The 15,653-nt window shown below is 40.0% G+C and carries 13 protein-coding genes and 1 pseudogene; 13 read left to right on the top strand and 1 reads right to left on the bottom strand.

All coding sequences use genetic code 11. The features are described 5' to 3' along the window. Window positions 1-516 precede the first annotated feature (516 nt). The 12 genes from ACR65M_RS24185 (at window position 517) to ACR65M_RS24130 (ending at window position 13,309) form a co-directional block, all read left to right on the top strand. Entirely contained in the window at window positions 517-1,689 is a 1,173-nt protein-coding gene (locus ACR65M_RS24185; RefSeq protein WP_440274616.1) for an ATP phosphoribosyltransferase regulatory subunit, read from the top strand. Further along, window positions 1,689-2,318 carry an ATP phosphoribosyltransferase gene (hisG, locus tag ACR65M_RS24180; RefSeq protein WP_341330348.1) on the top strand — a complete coding sequence of 210 codons (630 nt, stop codon included), beginning with the start codon at window positions 1,689-1,691 and terminating at the stop codon, window positions 2,316-2,318. Before ACR65M_RS24185 ends, hisG begins: the two co-directional genes overlap by 1 nt. A 27-nt stretch (window positions 2,319-2,345) precedes the next feature. Then, the gene (gene hisD, locus ACR65M_RS24175) at window positions 2,346-3,611 is read left to right on the top strand and encodes a histidinol dehydrogenase (RefSeq protein WP_440274615.1); all 1,266 of its coding nucleotides are present in this window, start codon (window positions 2,346-2,348) and stop codon (window positions 3,609-3,611) included. 121 nt (window positions 3,612-3,732) lie between these two features. Then, on the top strand, window positions 3,733-4,320 hold the full coding sequence (gene hisB, locus ACR65M_RS24170) for an imidazoleglycerol-phosphate dehydratase HisB (RefSeq protein WP_341330350.1): 588 nt from the start codon (window positions 3,733-3,735) through the stop codon (window positions 4,318-4,320). After that, complete coding sequence (hisH, locus tag ACR65M_RS24165; protein WP_440274614.1) at window positions 4,321-4,953, top strand: imidazole glycerol phosphate synthase subunit HisH; 633 nt, start codon at window positions 4,321-4,323, stop codon at window positions 4,951-4,953. Then, complete coding sequence (hisA, locus tag ACR65M_RS24160) at window positions 4,950-5,684, top strand: 1-(5-phosphoribosyl)-5-[(5-phosphoribosylamino)methylideneamino]imidazole-4-carboxamide isomerase (RefSeq protein WP_341330352.1); 735 nt, start codon at window positions 4,950-4,952, stop codon at window positions 5,682-5,684. Before hisH ends, hisA begins: the two co-directional genes overlap by 4 nt. After that, complete coding sequence (hisF, locus tag ACR65M_RS24155; protein WP_121446337.1) at window positions 5,684-6,442, top strand: imidazole glycerol phosphate synthase subunit HisF; 759 nt, start codon at window positions 5,684-5,686, stop codon at window positions 6,440-6,442. The genes hisA and hisF overlap by 1 nt, the downstream gene beginning before the upstream one ends. Further along, window positions 6,439-7,059: a bifunctional phosphoribosyl-AMP cyclohydrolase/phosphoribosyl-ATP diphosphatase HisIE gene (hisIE, locus tag ACR65M_RS24150; protein ID WP_341330353.1), complete on the top strand. Its 621-nt coding sequence runs from the start codon at window positions 6,439-6,441 to the stop codon at window positions 7,057-7,059. Before hisF ends, hisIE begins: the two co-directional genes overlap by 4 nt. 545 nt (window positions 7,060-7,604) lie before the next feature. Beyond that, entirely contained in the window at window positions 7,605-9,095 is a 1,491-nt protein-coding gene (locus ACR65M_RS24145; protein ID WP_440274613.1) for a tetratricopeptide repeat protein, read from the top strand. 102 nt (window positions 9,096-9,197) lie between these two features. Then, entirely contained in the window at window positions 9,198-10,142 is a 945-nt protein-coding gene (gene trxB, locus ACR65M_RS24140; RefSeq protein ID WP_341330355.1) for a thioredoxin-disulfide reductase, read from the top strand. Window positions 10,143-10,198: 56 nt separating this feature from the next. Further along, window positions 10,199-10,762 carry a GNAT family N-acetyltransferase gene (locus tag ACR65M_RS24135; protein WP_440274612.1) on the top strand — a complete coding sequence of 188 codons (564 nt, stop codon included), beginning with the start codon at window positions 10,199-10,201 and terminating at the stop codon, window positions 10,760-10,762. A 978-nt stretch (window positions 10,763-11,740) separates the two neighbouring features. After that, on the top strand, window positions 11,741-13,309 hold the full coding sequence (locus ACR65M_RS24130; protein WP_121446332.1) for a GNAT family N-acetyltransferase: 1,569 nt from the start codon (window positions 11,741-11,743) through the stop codon (window positions 13,307-13,309). An 84-nt stretch (window positions 13,310-13,393) separates the two neighbouring features. Here ACR65M_RS24130 and ACR65M_RS24125 read toward each other — a convergent pair whose 3' ends face one another. Then, entirely contained in the window at window positions 13,394-14,707 is a 1,314-nt protein-coding gene (locus ACR65M_RS24125) for an aminotransferase family protein (RefSeq protein WP_440274611.1), read from the bottom strand. A gap of 653 nt (window positions 14,708-15,360) precedes the next feature. Here ACR65M_RS24125 and ACR65M_RS24120 point away from each other — a divergent pair. Then, window positions 15,361-15,579, top strand: a pseudogene (locus ACR65M_RS24120) (NUDIX domain-containing protein); the annotation flags it as partial. Window positions 15,580-15,653: the final 74 nt, after the last annotated feature.

The raw sequence follows: 15,653 nt of genomic DNA, 5'->3' as shown, positions 1-15,653 counted from the left end.
TCAAATTAATGAAAAAGTGTTAAATTTAATATGGATAGGTGTTTTATATATGTCTCATTTGGCTAGGTCAGTTCAGTTGGTTCCTTTTTTATTGCCCAAACTTACACCATTTACATATCTCTTTTACCTTCTGTAATTCTGCTGAATCATCTTCTTTCCTCTTTTTCCTCATCTGTTCATTTTCTATTTCCAACATCTGTCCCCTTTCTTCCTCTCTTGCTTACAAATTCCCGGTTCATTTATACACAATATCAACAAAATCCACAATCTTACTTTTATAGTTATCAACAATATCCACATAATCCACAGTTAATAACTTTTTCTCCATAAGGGCACCAAATCCCTATCCTACCTAATATATTTCACCTAAATTCTGACTTTTTTGTTGACGCATGTAAGGGATAGGTGTATCATATACTTTATCTTGGTAGTATATTAGCGAACTAAAGTAAAATGATTTTTTTAAGAAAATATTGGGAAAGTTAACATATACAAACTTTGGTGGTGACGAAAATCGTGTTTATGTTTGAAAAACCATTAGGAATGAGAGATACATTGCCTGCTTTATATGAAGCAAAAAAGAAAATTCGCAACGCAATGTCGTCTCAAATTGAAAGCTGGGGTTATCAATTTATTGAAACTCCAACACTTGAATACTATGAAACAATCGGTGAGGCATCAGCGATCCTTGACCGTCAGCTATTTAAATTATTGGATTCACAGGGTCACACACTTGTGCTAAGACCTGATATGACAGCTCCAATTGCTCGAGTCGCTGCATCTCGTTTATATCAAGGTGAATATCCACAACGTATCGCATATTCCGCAAATGTGTTCCGTGCGCAACAACATGAAGGTGGAAGACCAGCCGAATTTGAGCAAATCGGAGTAGAGTATATTGGCGATACAACAACAAGTGCTGATGCAGAGGTTATATCGCTTATGATTGCATCTCTTAAGCAGGCAGGATTAACTAATTTTACAGTGCCAATTGGCCATATTGGTTATGTAAAAGCATTGTTTATGGAGATTGTCGGAAATGAAGCAAGAGCGGATGTCCTTCAGCGCTATTTATATGAAAAAAATTACGTTGGCTACAGAGAGCATGTGAAAAAACTGCCGCTTTCTTCTATTGATAAACAGCGATTACTATCACTCTTACAATTGAGAGGAAATGATTCGAAAATTGAGAAAGCGAAAGATTTAGTCGAATGTGAAGAGGGAAAAAATGCAGCAGCCGAACTTGAAATGCTCTGGAAAAAACTAGAGGCATTTGGAGTTACTGAGCATATAAAAATTGACTTCAATCTCGTGAGTCATATGAGCTACTACACAGGAATTCTATTCGAGGTTTACGCTGAAAATGTAGGCTTTTTAGTAGGAAATGGTGGACGCTACGATCATTTATTTGAAAAGTTTGATCGTCCTGCACCAGCGACTGGCTTTGGTATCCGAGTTGACCGATTTCTTGAAGCTCTTGATTTACCACAGGAAGAGCCAGAAATCCATTGTGTGATTTTTAGCGCTGAACAGAGAGAAGAAGCAATCCGTTTTGCGATGAGTAAAAGAGAAAAGGGTGAGCGGGTTATCCTTCAAGATATAGCAGGAGTCAAGGATGTTGATGCTTGTACGAATGCATTTGCCAAAAACACCTTCTTCTTAGGAACAACAAGGAAGGAGGAGGCATAATGAGTGACAAATTAACAATTGCAATGCCAAAAGGACGAATTTTTGAAGAGGCTGCACAACTTTTAGTAAAAGCAGGTTATAATCTGCCTCCCGAATTCGAGGATTCCAGAAAGTTAATTATCGATGTTCCTGATGAGCCGTTTCGTTTCATGCTTGCAAAACCAATGGATGTAACTACATATGTAGAGCACGGTGTAGCAGACCTTGGTATTGCCGGTAAAGATGTCATGCTTGAGGAAGAGCGCGATGTGTATGAAGTGCTCGATTTGCAAATCAGCAAATGCTATCTAGCCGTTGCAGGACTCCCAGATGTCAAAATCAAAGGTGTCGCACCTAAAATCGCAACAAAATATCCAAACATCGCATCTAGCTATTTTCGTGAAAATGGGGAGCAGGTTGAAATTATTAAACTAAACGGTTCAATCGAACTTGCACCATTAATTGGTCTTGCAGATCGAATTGTCGATATCGTCTCAACAGGACGTACATTGAAGGAAAATGGATTAGTTGAGCTTGAACATATTGCGGACATCACCTCACGACTTATTGTAAATCCGGTAAGTTATCGCTTGAAGGATCAGCAAATCGATGAAATCGTAGAGCGACTATCATCTGTGGTATCGCAGTAGTATCTAAATAGAAAGGACCGACACACCATGAGAATTGAACGTGTTACCAGCACTGTTTCACTGAAACGGACCATTGATAGTGGGACAGTTGAACAAAGAAAAGCAGTCTTAGAAATTCTCGAAAACGTAGAAAAAGACGGGGATAAAGCCCTTCGTTACTATACTGAAAAATTTGATGGGGTTTTACTGGATGGATTAAAAGTCACCGACTCGGATTTTCAAGAAGCTTATCAAAAATTAGACGCGAATCTTGTGTTAATCATAAAAGAAGCGGCTGAAAATATCCGTGATTACCATAGTCGTCAGGTAAAGCAGTCATGGATGACGATGAAGGACAATGGGACGATTCTCGGTCAAAAGGTTACTCCACTTGATGCAGTTGGTGTCTATGTTCCTGGTGGGAAAGCTGCTTACCCGTCATCTGTCTTAATGAATGTCATTCCTGCACAAGTCGCTGGAGTCGAGAGGATTGTGATGGTTTCACCACCTGGAAAAGACGGTACCATTCCAGCCGGTGTATTAGTGGCTGCAGACATACTTGGTGTAAAAGAAATCTATAAGGTTGGTGGTGCTCAAGCAGTTGGTGCGTTGGCGTTCGGAACAGAAACTATCAAGCCTGTTGATAAAATCGTCGGTCCTGGTAATATCTTTGTTGCATTAGCAAAACGTGAGGTATATGGAAATGTAGATATCGACATGATTGCTGGACCTAGTGAAATCGTCGTGCTGGCAGATGAAACAGCTCTACCAAACGAAATAGCAGCAGACTTACTATCTCAAGCAGAGCATGATGAACGAGCATCAAGCATTCTCGTAACACCATCAATGCAGCTTGCAGAAGCAGTTTCCGAAGAGGTTGAAAGACAGTTAATCCTTCTTCCTCGAGAAGCGATTGCTAGAGCATCAATTAATGATTTTGGAGCAATTTACGTCACAGGTGACCTAGATGAAGCAATCAAGGTTGTAAACGAGCTTGCTCCAGAGCATCTCGAAATCGTGACAGAGGAACCAATGGAGCAGGTTGGAAAGATCAAGCACGCAGGAGCTATTTTTATCGGACGTTATAGTTCAGAGCCTGTCGGTGACTATTTTGCTGGACCAAACCACGTCCTTCCGACAAATGGTACAGCACGATTTTCTAGTCCTCTAAGTGTGGATGATTTTACAAAAAAATCAAGCATTATTTCATATAGCAAACAAGCCATTGAGGAAAACGGTCCAAAAATTGCTGCCTTTGCAAGACTAGAGGGATTAGAAGCCCACGCAAGAGCCGTTGAGGAACGATTAAAATAATTCACAAAATTCACATCTAGTTTGTGGATAGTGTGGATAATGTGGACAATAATCCACAGATATCAAAAATATCAAGGACTCATTACCAATTATAAAATTGTGGATAACGGTAGGTGTAATTATGACAAGACAAGCAAGGGTTGAACGTAAGACAAATGAAACAGATATAAAACTAGATTTTACAGTAGATGGGGAAGGCATTTCAAAGCTAGATACTGGCGTTCCATTTATGTCCCACATGCTAGATCTCTTTACACAACATGGAAAATTCAACTTAACTGTTGATGCAAATGGGGATACAGAAATTGATGATCACCATACAACTGAGGATATTGGAATTTGTTTAGGACAGGCATTGCGTGAAGCACTTGGAGATAAAAAAGGCATCAAGCGCTACGGAAATGCATTTGTTCCAATGGATGAAGCTCTCGCGCAGGTTGTCATTGATTTAGGAAATCGTCCACACTTCGAATTGAAGGCAGATTTCCCAAGTACTCGAGTAGGCACATTTGATACAGAACTTGTTCATGAATTTTTATGGAAGCTTGCGTTAGAGGCGAGAATCAATCTCCATGTAATTGTTCACTACGGTCACAATACACATCATATGATTGAAGCTATTTTTAAGGCGTTTGGTCGTGCATTAGATGAAGCAACGATGATTGACCCACGAGTTAAGGGGGTCCCGTCAACGAAAGGGATGTTGTAGATGATAGGTATAATCGATTATGGCATGGGGAATTTATACAGCGTTTCTAAGGCGCTTGAACGGATGAACTATGATTATTTCATTTCAAGTTCACCAGATGAGCTTGCGAAAGCAGAAGGATTAATTTTACCAGGTGTAGGGTCCTTTAAGGACGCAATGGGGATCTTACATGAAAAAGGATTAGTCGGTTTCATAAAGGAGTCCGTTGCAAAAGGGACTCCGCTCTTAGGAATCTGTCTTGGAATGCAGCTTTTATTTGAAGAAAGTGAAGAAAATGGACTTACCCAAGGTTTTGGTTTCTTACAAGGTAGAATTACAAAAATACCTGGCGTAGCAGCGAATGGTGAAACCTATAAAGTTCCCCATATGGGATGGAATGATCTTGAACTCAAAAATCCATCTCCACTATTAAAAGACATCGAGGGTGGGCACGTCTATTTCGTTCATTCCTACTTCGCAGAGACTGACAGTGAAAATGTAATTGCAAGTAGCATTTATGATGTCGAAGTTCCAGCTGTTGTTGGAAAAAGTAATGTGTTTGGAACCCAGTTTCATCCTGAAAAAAGCAGTGAGCTAGGATTAAAAATTCTCCAAAACTACGCTGTGATTGTGGAAAAGAAGGTGACAATATGAGTACTTTTACAATTTACCCGGCAATCGATATGCGCGGTGGCAAATGTGTTCGATTGCTGCAAGGGGATTATAATAAAGAAACCGTCTATGGTGATTCTCCGTTTGATATGGCAAAAGCCTTCGCTGATGCGGGAGCTGAGTGGATTCACATGGTCGATTTAGATGGAGCAAAAGCGGGTAAACGTGTGAATGACCAATACGTGATTGAGGTTGCCAAGAAACTTGATGCAAAAGTTCAAATCGGTGGCGGTATTCGAACCGAAGAGGATGTAGCTTATTATATTGATAATGGTGTTGACCGCGTCATTTTAGGAAGTGCAGCCATCTCTAATCCTGATTTTGTAAAAAACATGCTTAAGAAATACAAAGAAAAAATTGCGATAGGCATAGATGCAAAAGACGGTTATGTAGCGACTGAAGGTTGGTTAAATACATCATCTGTAAAAGCGACTGACTTAGGTGTTGAGCTCGCAAAAGCAGGTGCACAAACATTCATTTTTACAGATATCGCGACAGACGGCATGCTTAGCGGTCCTAACATTGATGCGGTTGCAACGCTTGCTTCTGTTACAGGAAAACAAGTCATTGCTTCTGGTGGAGTTAGCTCTATTGAAGACTTAAAAGCTCTTAGTAAGTTAGCAGATCGAGGTGTTTCGGGTGCAATCGTTGGAAAAGCCATCTATACCAATCAGTTTACCGTGCAAGAGGCGTTAGAAGAGGTGAATGCGTGATGATTACAAAACGTATCATTCCATGTTTGGACGTAAAAGATGGTCGGGTTGTGAAAGGCATTCAATTTGTTGGTCTACGTGATGCAGGGGATCCTGTCGAACTTGCCAAATTCTATGATTCAGAAGGTGCAGATGAACTCGTATTCCTTGATATTTCTGCCTCACATGAAGGTCGAAAAACGATGGTTGAGGTTGTCGAAAAAGTGGCAGCAGAGCTTGCGATTCCTTTCACAGTTGGAGGAGGAATTAATTCCTTAGAGGATATGAAAAAAATCCTCCGTGCCGGTGCTGACAAAGTTTCACTAAATACGGCAGCCGTGACAAACCCTGCCTTAATCAAGGAGGGCGCTGACTTCTTTGGCTCTCAATGTATTGTTGTAGCGATCGACGCAAAATACGATGAGAAACTTAGTAGCTGGAGAGTTTACACTCATGGCGGACGTAAAGCAACTGAGTGGGAGGTTGTTTCTTGGGCGAAGGAAGCAATCAAGCTTGGTGCTGGTGAAATATTATTAACTAGTATGGACGATGACGGAAGCAAGGATGGCTTCAATCTTGAATTAACAAAACGAGTGAGTGAGGCAGTTACTGTACCTGTTATCGCATCAGGTGGCGCAGGAAATGCTGAACATTTTGTACAAGCATTCAAAGAAGGTAAGGCAGACGCTGCATTAGCGGCAAGTATTTTTCACTACAAAGAAACTTCCGTAAAAGAAGTGAAGACTTATTTAAAAGAGAAAGGGGTCAATGTCCGATGAACACACCAGACATTAAATTCGACGAAAAAGGACTTGCTCCAGCTATTGTTCAGGATGCAGTAAGTAAAGAGGTATTAACACTCGCTTATATGAATGAAGAATCTTTACGTAAATCCATTGAAACACGTGAAACTTGGTTTTATAGCCGTTCACGCCAGGAGCTTTGGCACAAAGGGGAAACCTCAGGTAATACTCAAAAAATAGTGGATATGAAGTATGATTGTGACCAGGATGCCCTCCTTGTTTTAGTTGAGCCAGCTGGTCCGGCTTGCCACACAGGAAGCTATTCTTGCTTTAATGAATCAGTTCTAGGAGAATCAAAAGAAGTGTCCTCTGACCGCTTCGCTATTCTTAATGAACTTGAAGAAGTAATTGCTAAGCGTGAAGCAGAAATGCCAGAAGGAGCTTATACTACATACCTATTTGATAAAGGAGTAGATAAGATTCTGAAAAAAGTCGGTGAAGAAGCTTCAGAGGTTATTATTGCAGCAAAAAACCGGGATCATGAGGAACTTAAGTGGGAAGCAGCAGATTTAATTTATCACTTGCTAGTCTTACTTCGTGAACAAAAGCTTCCACTTGATGAAGTATTGTCCGTACTACAAAAGAGAAGATAAGAATGTAAAGGGTGCTTATCCACAGATAAGCACCTTTTACAATTCTAGACCTTACTGAAATGTGAGCTACATATCCACGATATCCACATTATCCACATTTCGCATTAGTTCGATGTGCATATGTCCAATCAAACCAGCAGCCACGGTACTTTATTCAAAGAAGTGTGGAAAGTTGTCCACATTATTAACATTACCCACAAATTACCACTCGAACTTTCTCCAAAAGTTTTTTCCTTTTACCCAAGCACCCCTATGTGTCAAGGATTATATATGTTATACTACGTTGGGAAATATGTTTAAAAAGCAGTATTTATAGTTGATGTTCAAAAAATCAGGTAAAAATGACACATCGAATTTCTTTGTTGGCTTGCTTTTCCGTTACTTACGTATAAAATGCATACGTTCCGTTACTCAAAGCTGCGCCGCCTAGAAATTTCGACGCACAGGATGTGCTAGTGTCGACAATTCCACAGGACGTGGCGTTTTTGTCGACGAGGTCCTTTTTATCCTCCTTTTTGAACACGTACTTTTAATGGAGGACCCCGATGGAAAAACAAAACAGAAAAGAAAGTCAGCATAGTTCAAAGGTAATTCCGTTTATCCAGACGGGAGAATATTATTTTAAAAAAGGACTAAAGGCGTATCGCCAGCATGATATATATAAATCCATAAAACATTTTAAACGAGCGATTCAGCTTGAACCGAAAGAGCCGATGTTCTTATGCCAATTATCTGTAGCCTTAACAGAAATTGGTGATTATGTCCTATCTAATCAATATCTTACAAAAATAATGGAAGATCCAAATTTCGATATGCCAGAGTGCTATTATTTCATGGCCAATAATTATGCACATCTAGGTTTGTTCCAAGAAGCAGGCAAACATGCACAAGCCTATTTAGATTGTGAGCCAGAGGGCGACTTTTCGGAGGATGCCGAGGATTTGCTTGATTTATTGCTCCTTGAGGAAGTGGACTTTGAAGATTCAGCTAACCAACAGGATGAACTCATCGTCATGCAAGAACAAGCCCGTGATTACCTTGAAACAGGACGATTAGACGAAGCAGTGACCCTTTTAAAGGAAATCATTCGCGAATACCCGGAATTCTGGTCTGCTTATAATAATTTAGCACTTGCGTATTTTTATTCTGGTGATGTTGAGAATGCATCAGAGATTCTTGATGAGGTTTTGAGTAAAAACCCTGGCAATCTTCATGCACTTTGCAACTCATTGGTATTTCTATATTATCAGCGGAAAAATCAGCAGGTAAAAGAGCTAACAAAACGATTAGCGCTGATCCATCCGATCCTTTCCGAACACCGCTATAAGCTAGGTGCAACATTTGGGTTGGTCGGAAGACATGATCTGGCTTATAAATGGTTGCGAAGTCTGCAACGAAGTGGGTTTGAAGGGGACGAAACCTTCTATTATTGGCTTTCTCACGCTGCTCATTTCACAGAGCACCATGATGTTGCCCAAAATGCATGGAAGCGAGTGCTTGAAGAAAACCCAAGTAAAAAGGGCTCAGCCCCATGGGAATCAGACCGTACTAAATCCATTAGTGATGTTTTGGACCGTTGGTTAACTGGTGATTTTATTGAGGAACGCCTATATGGTTTATTTTTGGCAAGTAAGACAAATTCTTCTCTTGCCCGCAAAGATATTAAACATATACAATTCCATGCGACCCTTGAACAAGAATTTGCAAACTATGTCCTTAGTAAAAAGAAAAAAACAGGAAAAATTCCGGCTTATATTATTGATGGATACAATATTGCAGACACTTTATTTACAAAAAATAAACATGATGACTCTGCAAATGAGGAACTCTATTTAACATGGTTAATGATTTATGATGAAGCGGTTAAGCGTCAATTCAATGTATCTAACTGGCAAGCATGGGCTGCAGCAACTGAATACATTTGGCGTAACCACGGGTCACGGACGATAACCCAAAAACAGGTTGCTGAGAAATATAATATTTCAAAAGCAACCGTGATGAAGTATGTAAAATTTGTTAAAGAACTCTTACAATGAGCATATTAATAGCGGATTTTGTCAGGTTTTTATAGGATAGGGGTAGGAGATACTAAAACAATAAAATCCACTTTTATAAAGGATGTAAGGAGAGACGTAAAAATGACTGAAGAAAAAATTTATGATGTCATTATAATCGGTGCTGGACCAGCGGGTATGACCGCGGCCGTTTATACATCTCGTGCAGACTTATCAACGTTAATGCTTGAGCGCGGGATTCCTGGTGGCCAAATGGCAAACACTGAAGAAGTTGAAAACTACCCAGGATTTGATCATATTTTAGGACCTGAATTATCCACAAAAATGTTCGAGCATGCGAAGAAATTCGGTGCTGAATATGCGTATGGTGATATAAAAGAAATAATTAACGGTGAAGAATACAAGACTGTCATTGCAGGCAGCAAAGAATATAAAGCACGTGCTATTATTATCGCAACTGGTGCGGAATATAAGAAAATTGGGGTGCCAGGTGAACAAGAACTTGGTGGCCGAGGCGTTTCTTACTGTGCCGTGTGTGATGGAGCATTCTTTAAAAACAGAGAGCTTGTTGTAGTTGGTGGGGGGGACTCAGCTGTAGAAGAAGGCGTGTACTTAACGCGTTTCGCTTCTAAAGTTACAATCATCCACCGTCGTGACGAACTTCGTGCCCAAAAAATTCTTCAACAACGTGCATTCGATAACGAAAAAGTTGAGTTTATCTGGAATCACACAGTTAAAGAAATACACGAAAAAGATGGTAAGGTTGGTTCCTTAACGCTTGTAAATACAAAGACTGGTGAGGAAACAGAATTTGGCGCAGACGGCGTATTCATCTATGTCGGTATGCTTCCGCTATCAAAACCATTCGAAAATCTAGGTATTACGAACGAAAACGGTTATATCGAAACAAACGAGCAAATGGAAACAAAAGTACCAGGCATCTTTGCAGCAGGTGACATCCGTGAAAAGCAACTTCGTCAAATTGTTACTGCAACAGGTGATGGAAGTATTGCGGCACAAGCAGCTCAACACTATATCGAAGAATTAATGGAAAAAATCAAAGCATAAAGTAGAAACACCTTCGCATCGGAGGTGTTTTTTTGACGAATTAAAGGGTGGGAAATATGATCGATTTACAGGTTAAACCGACAATCGTAGGAGAAAATACAATTCTAAGACCATTTAACATGGATGAAGATTTCCCGTACATAGAAGAATGTTTAAAAGATCCTATTGTCCTTAAATATACGGGTAGCTCAGCAGGATATGATAAAGAAAAAACTCTTCTGTGGTACAGAACAAGAAATGAACAGAAAGATCGATTGGATCTTGCTATTGTTGATAAGGAGAAGCAAGTCTTAGTTGGAGAAGTCGTGGTTAATTTATATGATGAAAAAACACATAGCATGAATTTTAGAATCCTGATTGGTCCAAATGGCAGAGACAAAGGACTCGGAACAGAAGCAACTCAGCTTATGGTTGATTATGTTTTTCAAAACACTGACCTTAACCAACTAACTCTAAGTGTTTTTGATTTTAACCCAAGAGCCAAAACAGTTTATGAAAAAGTGGGGTTTATTACTGACAGTGTAGACAAAGATGACTTAGAGTTTGAAGGAGAATGGATCGATTCCATCAACATGAAACTAACAAGAGCGGATTGGGAGAAGAAGCGGTCGGGAAGCTAGGCAAACTTATCATACGGTATAAATAACTGTGGATTTGGACAAAGACGTGCATTAAATTATGAAAGCAGTCCGAATCCCGAGCACATTCGGACACTGTAGCCTCTAAAAATTATAAAAGCTGTCCGAATACCACTCATAATCAGACACACTAATGCACGGAACTAAGAGAGCAGACTGAATACTACATTCATTCGGACTCACCAGCCTGTGAAACTAAGAAAGGAGTCCGAATACTACATTCATTCGGACTCACACTCCAATGAAACTAAGAAAGCAGTCCGAATACTACATTCATTCGGACTCACCGGCTGTGAAACTAAGAAAGCAGTCCGAATTCCACACATATTCGGACTCACCAGCCTGTGAAACTAAGAAAGGAGTCCGAATTCCACACATATTCGGACTCACACTCCTATGAAACTAAGAAAGCAGTCCGAATACTACATTCATTCGGACTCACCGGCCTGTGAAACTAAGAAAGCAGTCTGAATACTACACTCATTCGGACCCACCAGCCTGTGAAACTAAGAAAGGAGTCCGAATACCACACATATTCGGACTCACACTCCTTTGAAACTAAGAGAGCAGTCCGAATACAACTCAAATTCGGACACACTAATGCATGGAACTAAGAAAGCAGTCCGAATACCACACATATTCGGACTCACACTCCTGTGAAACTAAGAAAGCAGTCCAAATACCGTAGTCATTCGGACAGCTATGCCCCTTAATGAGTAGAAAGATGTCAAAATCCAAAATACACACTCAAGACCGCTCCTCGATAAGATATACCTGTCCCAATTCCGTAAAGAATTAAAATGAGATGATATCAAATGGCATACAAAATGTATCAATTATAATGATCATCTAAAATCAAACAGATATATATACGCTTTCTCAATAATATAGTGATATAAACGGGGATGAATTTTGAATATTGCTTTTTATTTTATCGAATGCCCAGAAAGGGAGATTTTTGTGTCGAGGATTGATTTATCAAGATTTGAGAAGAGGATTGTGTTACGAAATATTAGGCATGAGGACATCGAAGAGATTATTGAGCTTTCAAAAGTGTGTTTTCCCAATATGGACCCATGGGAGCGGGATCAATTAGAAAGCCATCTTACCATCTTTCCTGAAGGTCAATTTTGTGTTGAATATGATGGGAAAATCATTGGCTCCTGCTCAAGCTTAATTGTTGATTTTGATGAATATGAGGATAAGCATACGTTCGATGAGATTAGCGATAACTCCTATATTCGCAACCATGACCCACATGGGAAAAATCTTTATGGAATTGATGTCATGGTCCATCCGGATTATCGCCGTATGAAAATCGGGCGTCGACTCTATGAGGCTAGAAAAAAACTTACTCAAGAACTCAACTTAGAAAGTATCATTATTGGGGGAAGAATCTCAAACTATCATAAATATGCGGATGAAATGTCTGCTAGGGAATATGTGGATCAGGTCATCCAACAGAATATCTATGATCCAGCCCTTACTTTTCAAATGATTAATGGGTTTGTCCTGAAGCGCGTTAATGCCAATTACTTATCGGATCGGGATTCTTTAGGCTATGCAACTCTAATGGAATGGAATAATCCAGATTACTTGCCTAAGAAAACGAGGAGAATTTACAATCGGTCCCTCCCAGTAAGAATTTCAGTGATTCAATATATGATGAAAAAAATCAAATCCTTTGAAGACTTTGCCACACAATGTGAATATTTTATCGATGCGAGTTCTAACTTCCGCTCAGATTTTGCTGTGTTCCCTGAAACGTTTACCATGCAGTTATTGTCGTTCATTGATGAGCAGGTACCGAGTAAACAAATCAAAAGAGTTTCAGAATATACGGAGGACTATATTAATCTCTTTTCGAAACTTGCCGTAACATATAATATTAATATCGTAGGCGGTTCGCACTTTGTGGAAGAGGATCATTGCCTTTATAATGTTGCGTACCTTTTCAGACGAGATGGTACAATCGATAAGCAATATAAGCTCCATATCACACCTGATGAGAGAAGATGGTGGGGAGTTCAACCAGGGAATGGTGTCCACGTATTTGACACAGACTGTGGAAAAATCTCAATTCTGATAAGCTATGATATACAATTTCCGGAGCTCGCTCGGATTGCTGTGGATAAAGGGGCACAAATTATTTTTACCCCGTTTAGCTCAGAAGATCAACAGGGGTATTTAAGAGTGCGGTATTGTTCACAAGCTCGTGCTGTTGAAAATCAAGTATATACGGTAATTGCTGGTGCGGTCGGTAACCTTACACATGTCCCACATATGGATGTACAGTACGCACAATCCGGTATTTTTTCACCATCTGATTTTACGTTCTCAAGCAATGGAATTGTTGGAGAGTGCAACCCGAATATTGAAACAATCGTGGTGGGAGAGGTTGACCTTGAAAGCCTTCGACGAAACCGTAACATTGGAACCGAAACCCCACTAAAAGATCGCCGAACGGATTATTATCAAATTATCACGAAGAAACCTAAACAAGCCAAAAAGACAATCCCATCTGATTAAATACTTATACACATGTGAATAACTGTTTAACATAAATTAACCGCCTAATCCGCAAAGGAATAGGCGGTTATTCATATTTCTATCTTACACGCTTCGTTCAACCCTAAAAATCGCGTGATGTAGCTTTTCAATCATGAGTTCGACTTCTTCCTTTCTGATACAGAGAGGGGGAGCGAAGACGAGTGTATCCAAACCATCAAATACGACGGATCTACAGATTAAGCCGATTTTCGCGGCCTCATTCACAATTTTGGGGGCAAGAGGTCCTTTTACATGCTGTGGTGTATTGATTTCGACAGCACCCATGAGCCCGAGTGCACGGACATGACTGACAAGACTGCTTTCACCTTGAATCCATGAAAAACCATCAAGCATTTTGGCACCCATTTTTGCAGAATTCTCGATTAATCCCTCTTCTTCAATGATTTCGATGTTTTTCAACGCGACTGCACATGCCATTGGATGACCACTGTACGTATATCCATGTAAAAGTGTCCCAGTTGATAGTTGCTTGAAATCCTCAAAAATAGCCTCGGATAATATGACCCCACCTAACTGGGCATATCCACTCGTTACACCTTTGGCAAAACACATCATGTCAGGTGAAACACCATAGTGGTCCACTCCAAAGTATTCACCTGTCCGTCCAAATCCTGTAATCACTTCATCTGTAATCCATAAAATATTGTATTCATCACATATGTTCCGCACTTCTTTAAAATATCCTTCAGGTGCGATATGGACCCCGCCAGCCCCTTGCACGGGTTCAGCGACAAATGCAGCGATTGTATCTGGACCTTCAGTTTCAATCGTCTGGCGCAATTCCTCAGTAGAAAAATTATCCGTATGATAAAAATCAGGTGCTAATGAATTTGTAAAATCTCGAAAAGGCTTTAGGCCTGTTGCACTTGTCGATCCCATGGCAACTCCATGATAAGACCTATTACGAGAGATGATTTTCTTTTTCCCAGGTATTCCACGGAGTATCCAGTAATGCCGTGCTAATTTATATGCCGTATCATTTGCTTCAGAGCCACCAGAAGTAAAAAAGGTTGTTGATAAACTTCCTGGTGATATTTCTGCAAGTTTAGCTGCCAAACGGATTGCGGGTTCATTGCTAAATGTTGCAAAACAAGAGCTAAATGCAAGCTTATTCATCTGCTCCTGTGCTGCTTGCCCTAATTCTTTACGACCGTGTCCAATATTGACATTCCATAAAGACGACATGCCATCGAGTACGCGTTTTCCATTTACATCCTCAAGAAACACACCTTCTCCTTTTGTGAAAATAAAGGCAGGTCCTAAATCCTGCTGTTGCTGAATGGGAGAGGTTGGATGCAAAAAATGTTTTTGATCAAGTTCCATCAGTTCCTGTCGCACCATTACTTTTTCGTTCATTCAATTCCTCCTTCGTAAATAAGCTTTTATTGAAATATATGCGAAGGGTTCAAGCTTTTGAACTACGAATAAGTGAAGGAACTACTCCTTTCGGGTTAATGTTTCGTTTATGTAAATAACCACGTTTAAAACGTAATTTTGTTTTAACTCTCCTGTAACACGGATGAAATATATTTTGAGTATGATAATAGTAGTAATTGACCCCCTTTTTATAAATAGATTTTTTTTGGGCACGGGTACATCCCCCGTGCCCCCTTTTTTTGTCGGCCGAAAATGACACTTCGAATTTCTGCAAATATTACTCCGAGAACATAGTGAATTACTAGGACATGCGCTTGCGTCTGATAGTTTATTCTCCAGGTTAATTCCTCAGCGCAAGGCTGCAATGATGTTAACTCAAGCAGTTGCCTCGTTCCGGTACTCGGGAGCTCGCGCCGCCTTGAACTCTCGACGCACAGGACGTGCTAGTGTCGACAACCACAGGACGTCGACGCGGTCCTATTCAACCTCCTTTAGGAAACACACCTTAAATTATAAAAAACAATATGAAAATCTTGTTCGTTGTGAGTACCTGTTAGAAATAGTATAATAATATCAATATGAATGCTTACAAACGGTCTATTTAAAAAGAGACCGACTTGGGGTGAAAGAAAGTGCAAAGAGTAACAAATTGCTTAGTACGCAAGGATAATAAAGTCTTGCTTTTACAAAAGCCACGACGCGGGTGGTGGGTTGCCCCTGGTGGAAAAATGGAACCGGGTGAGTCAATCCGTGACTCTTGTATCCGTGAATACCGTGAGGAAACTGGACTTTATCTTAAGAACCCAGATATTAAAGGGATTTTTACATTTATCATTAAAGAAGGTGACAAGTGAACTGACCTAGCCAAATGAGACATATATAAAACACCTATCCATATTAAATTTAACACTTTTTCATTAATTTG

The organism is Ferdinandcohnia sp. SAFN-114 (genome assembly GCF_059415045.1).
Note: the sequence above shows the minus strand (reverse complement) of the source record. Positions and strands in the feature narration are given on the sequence as shown.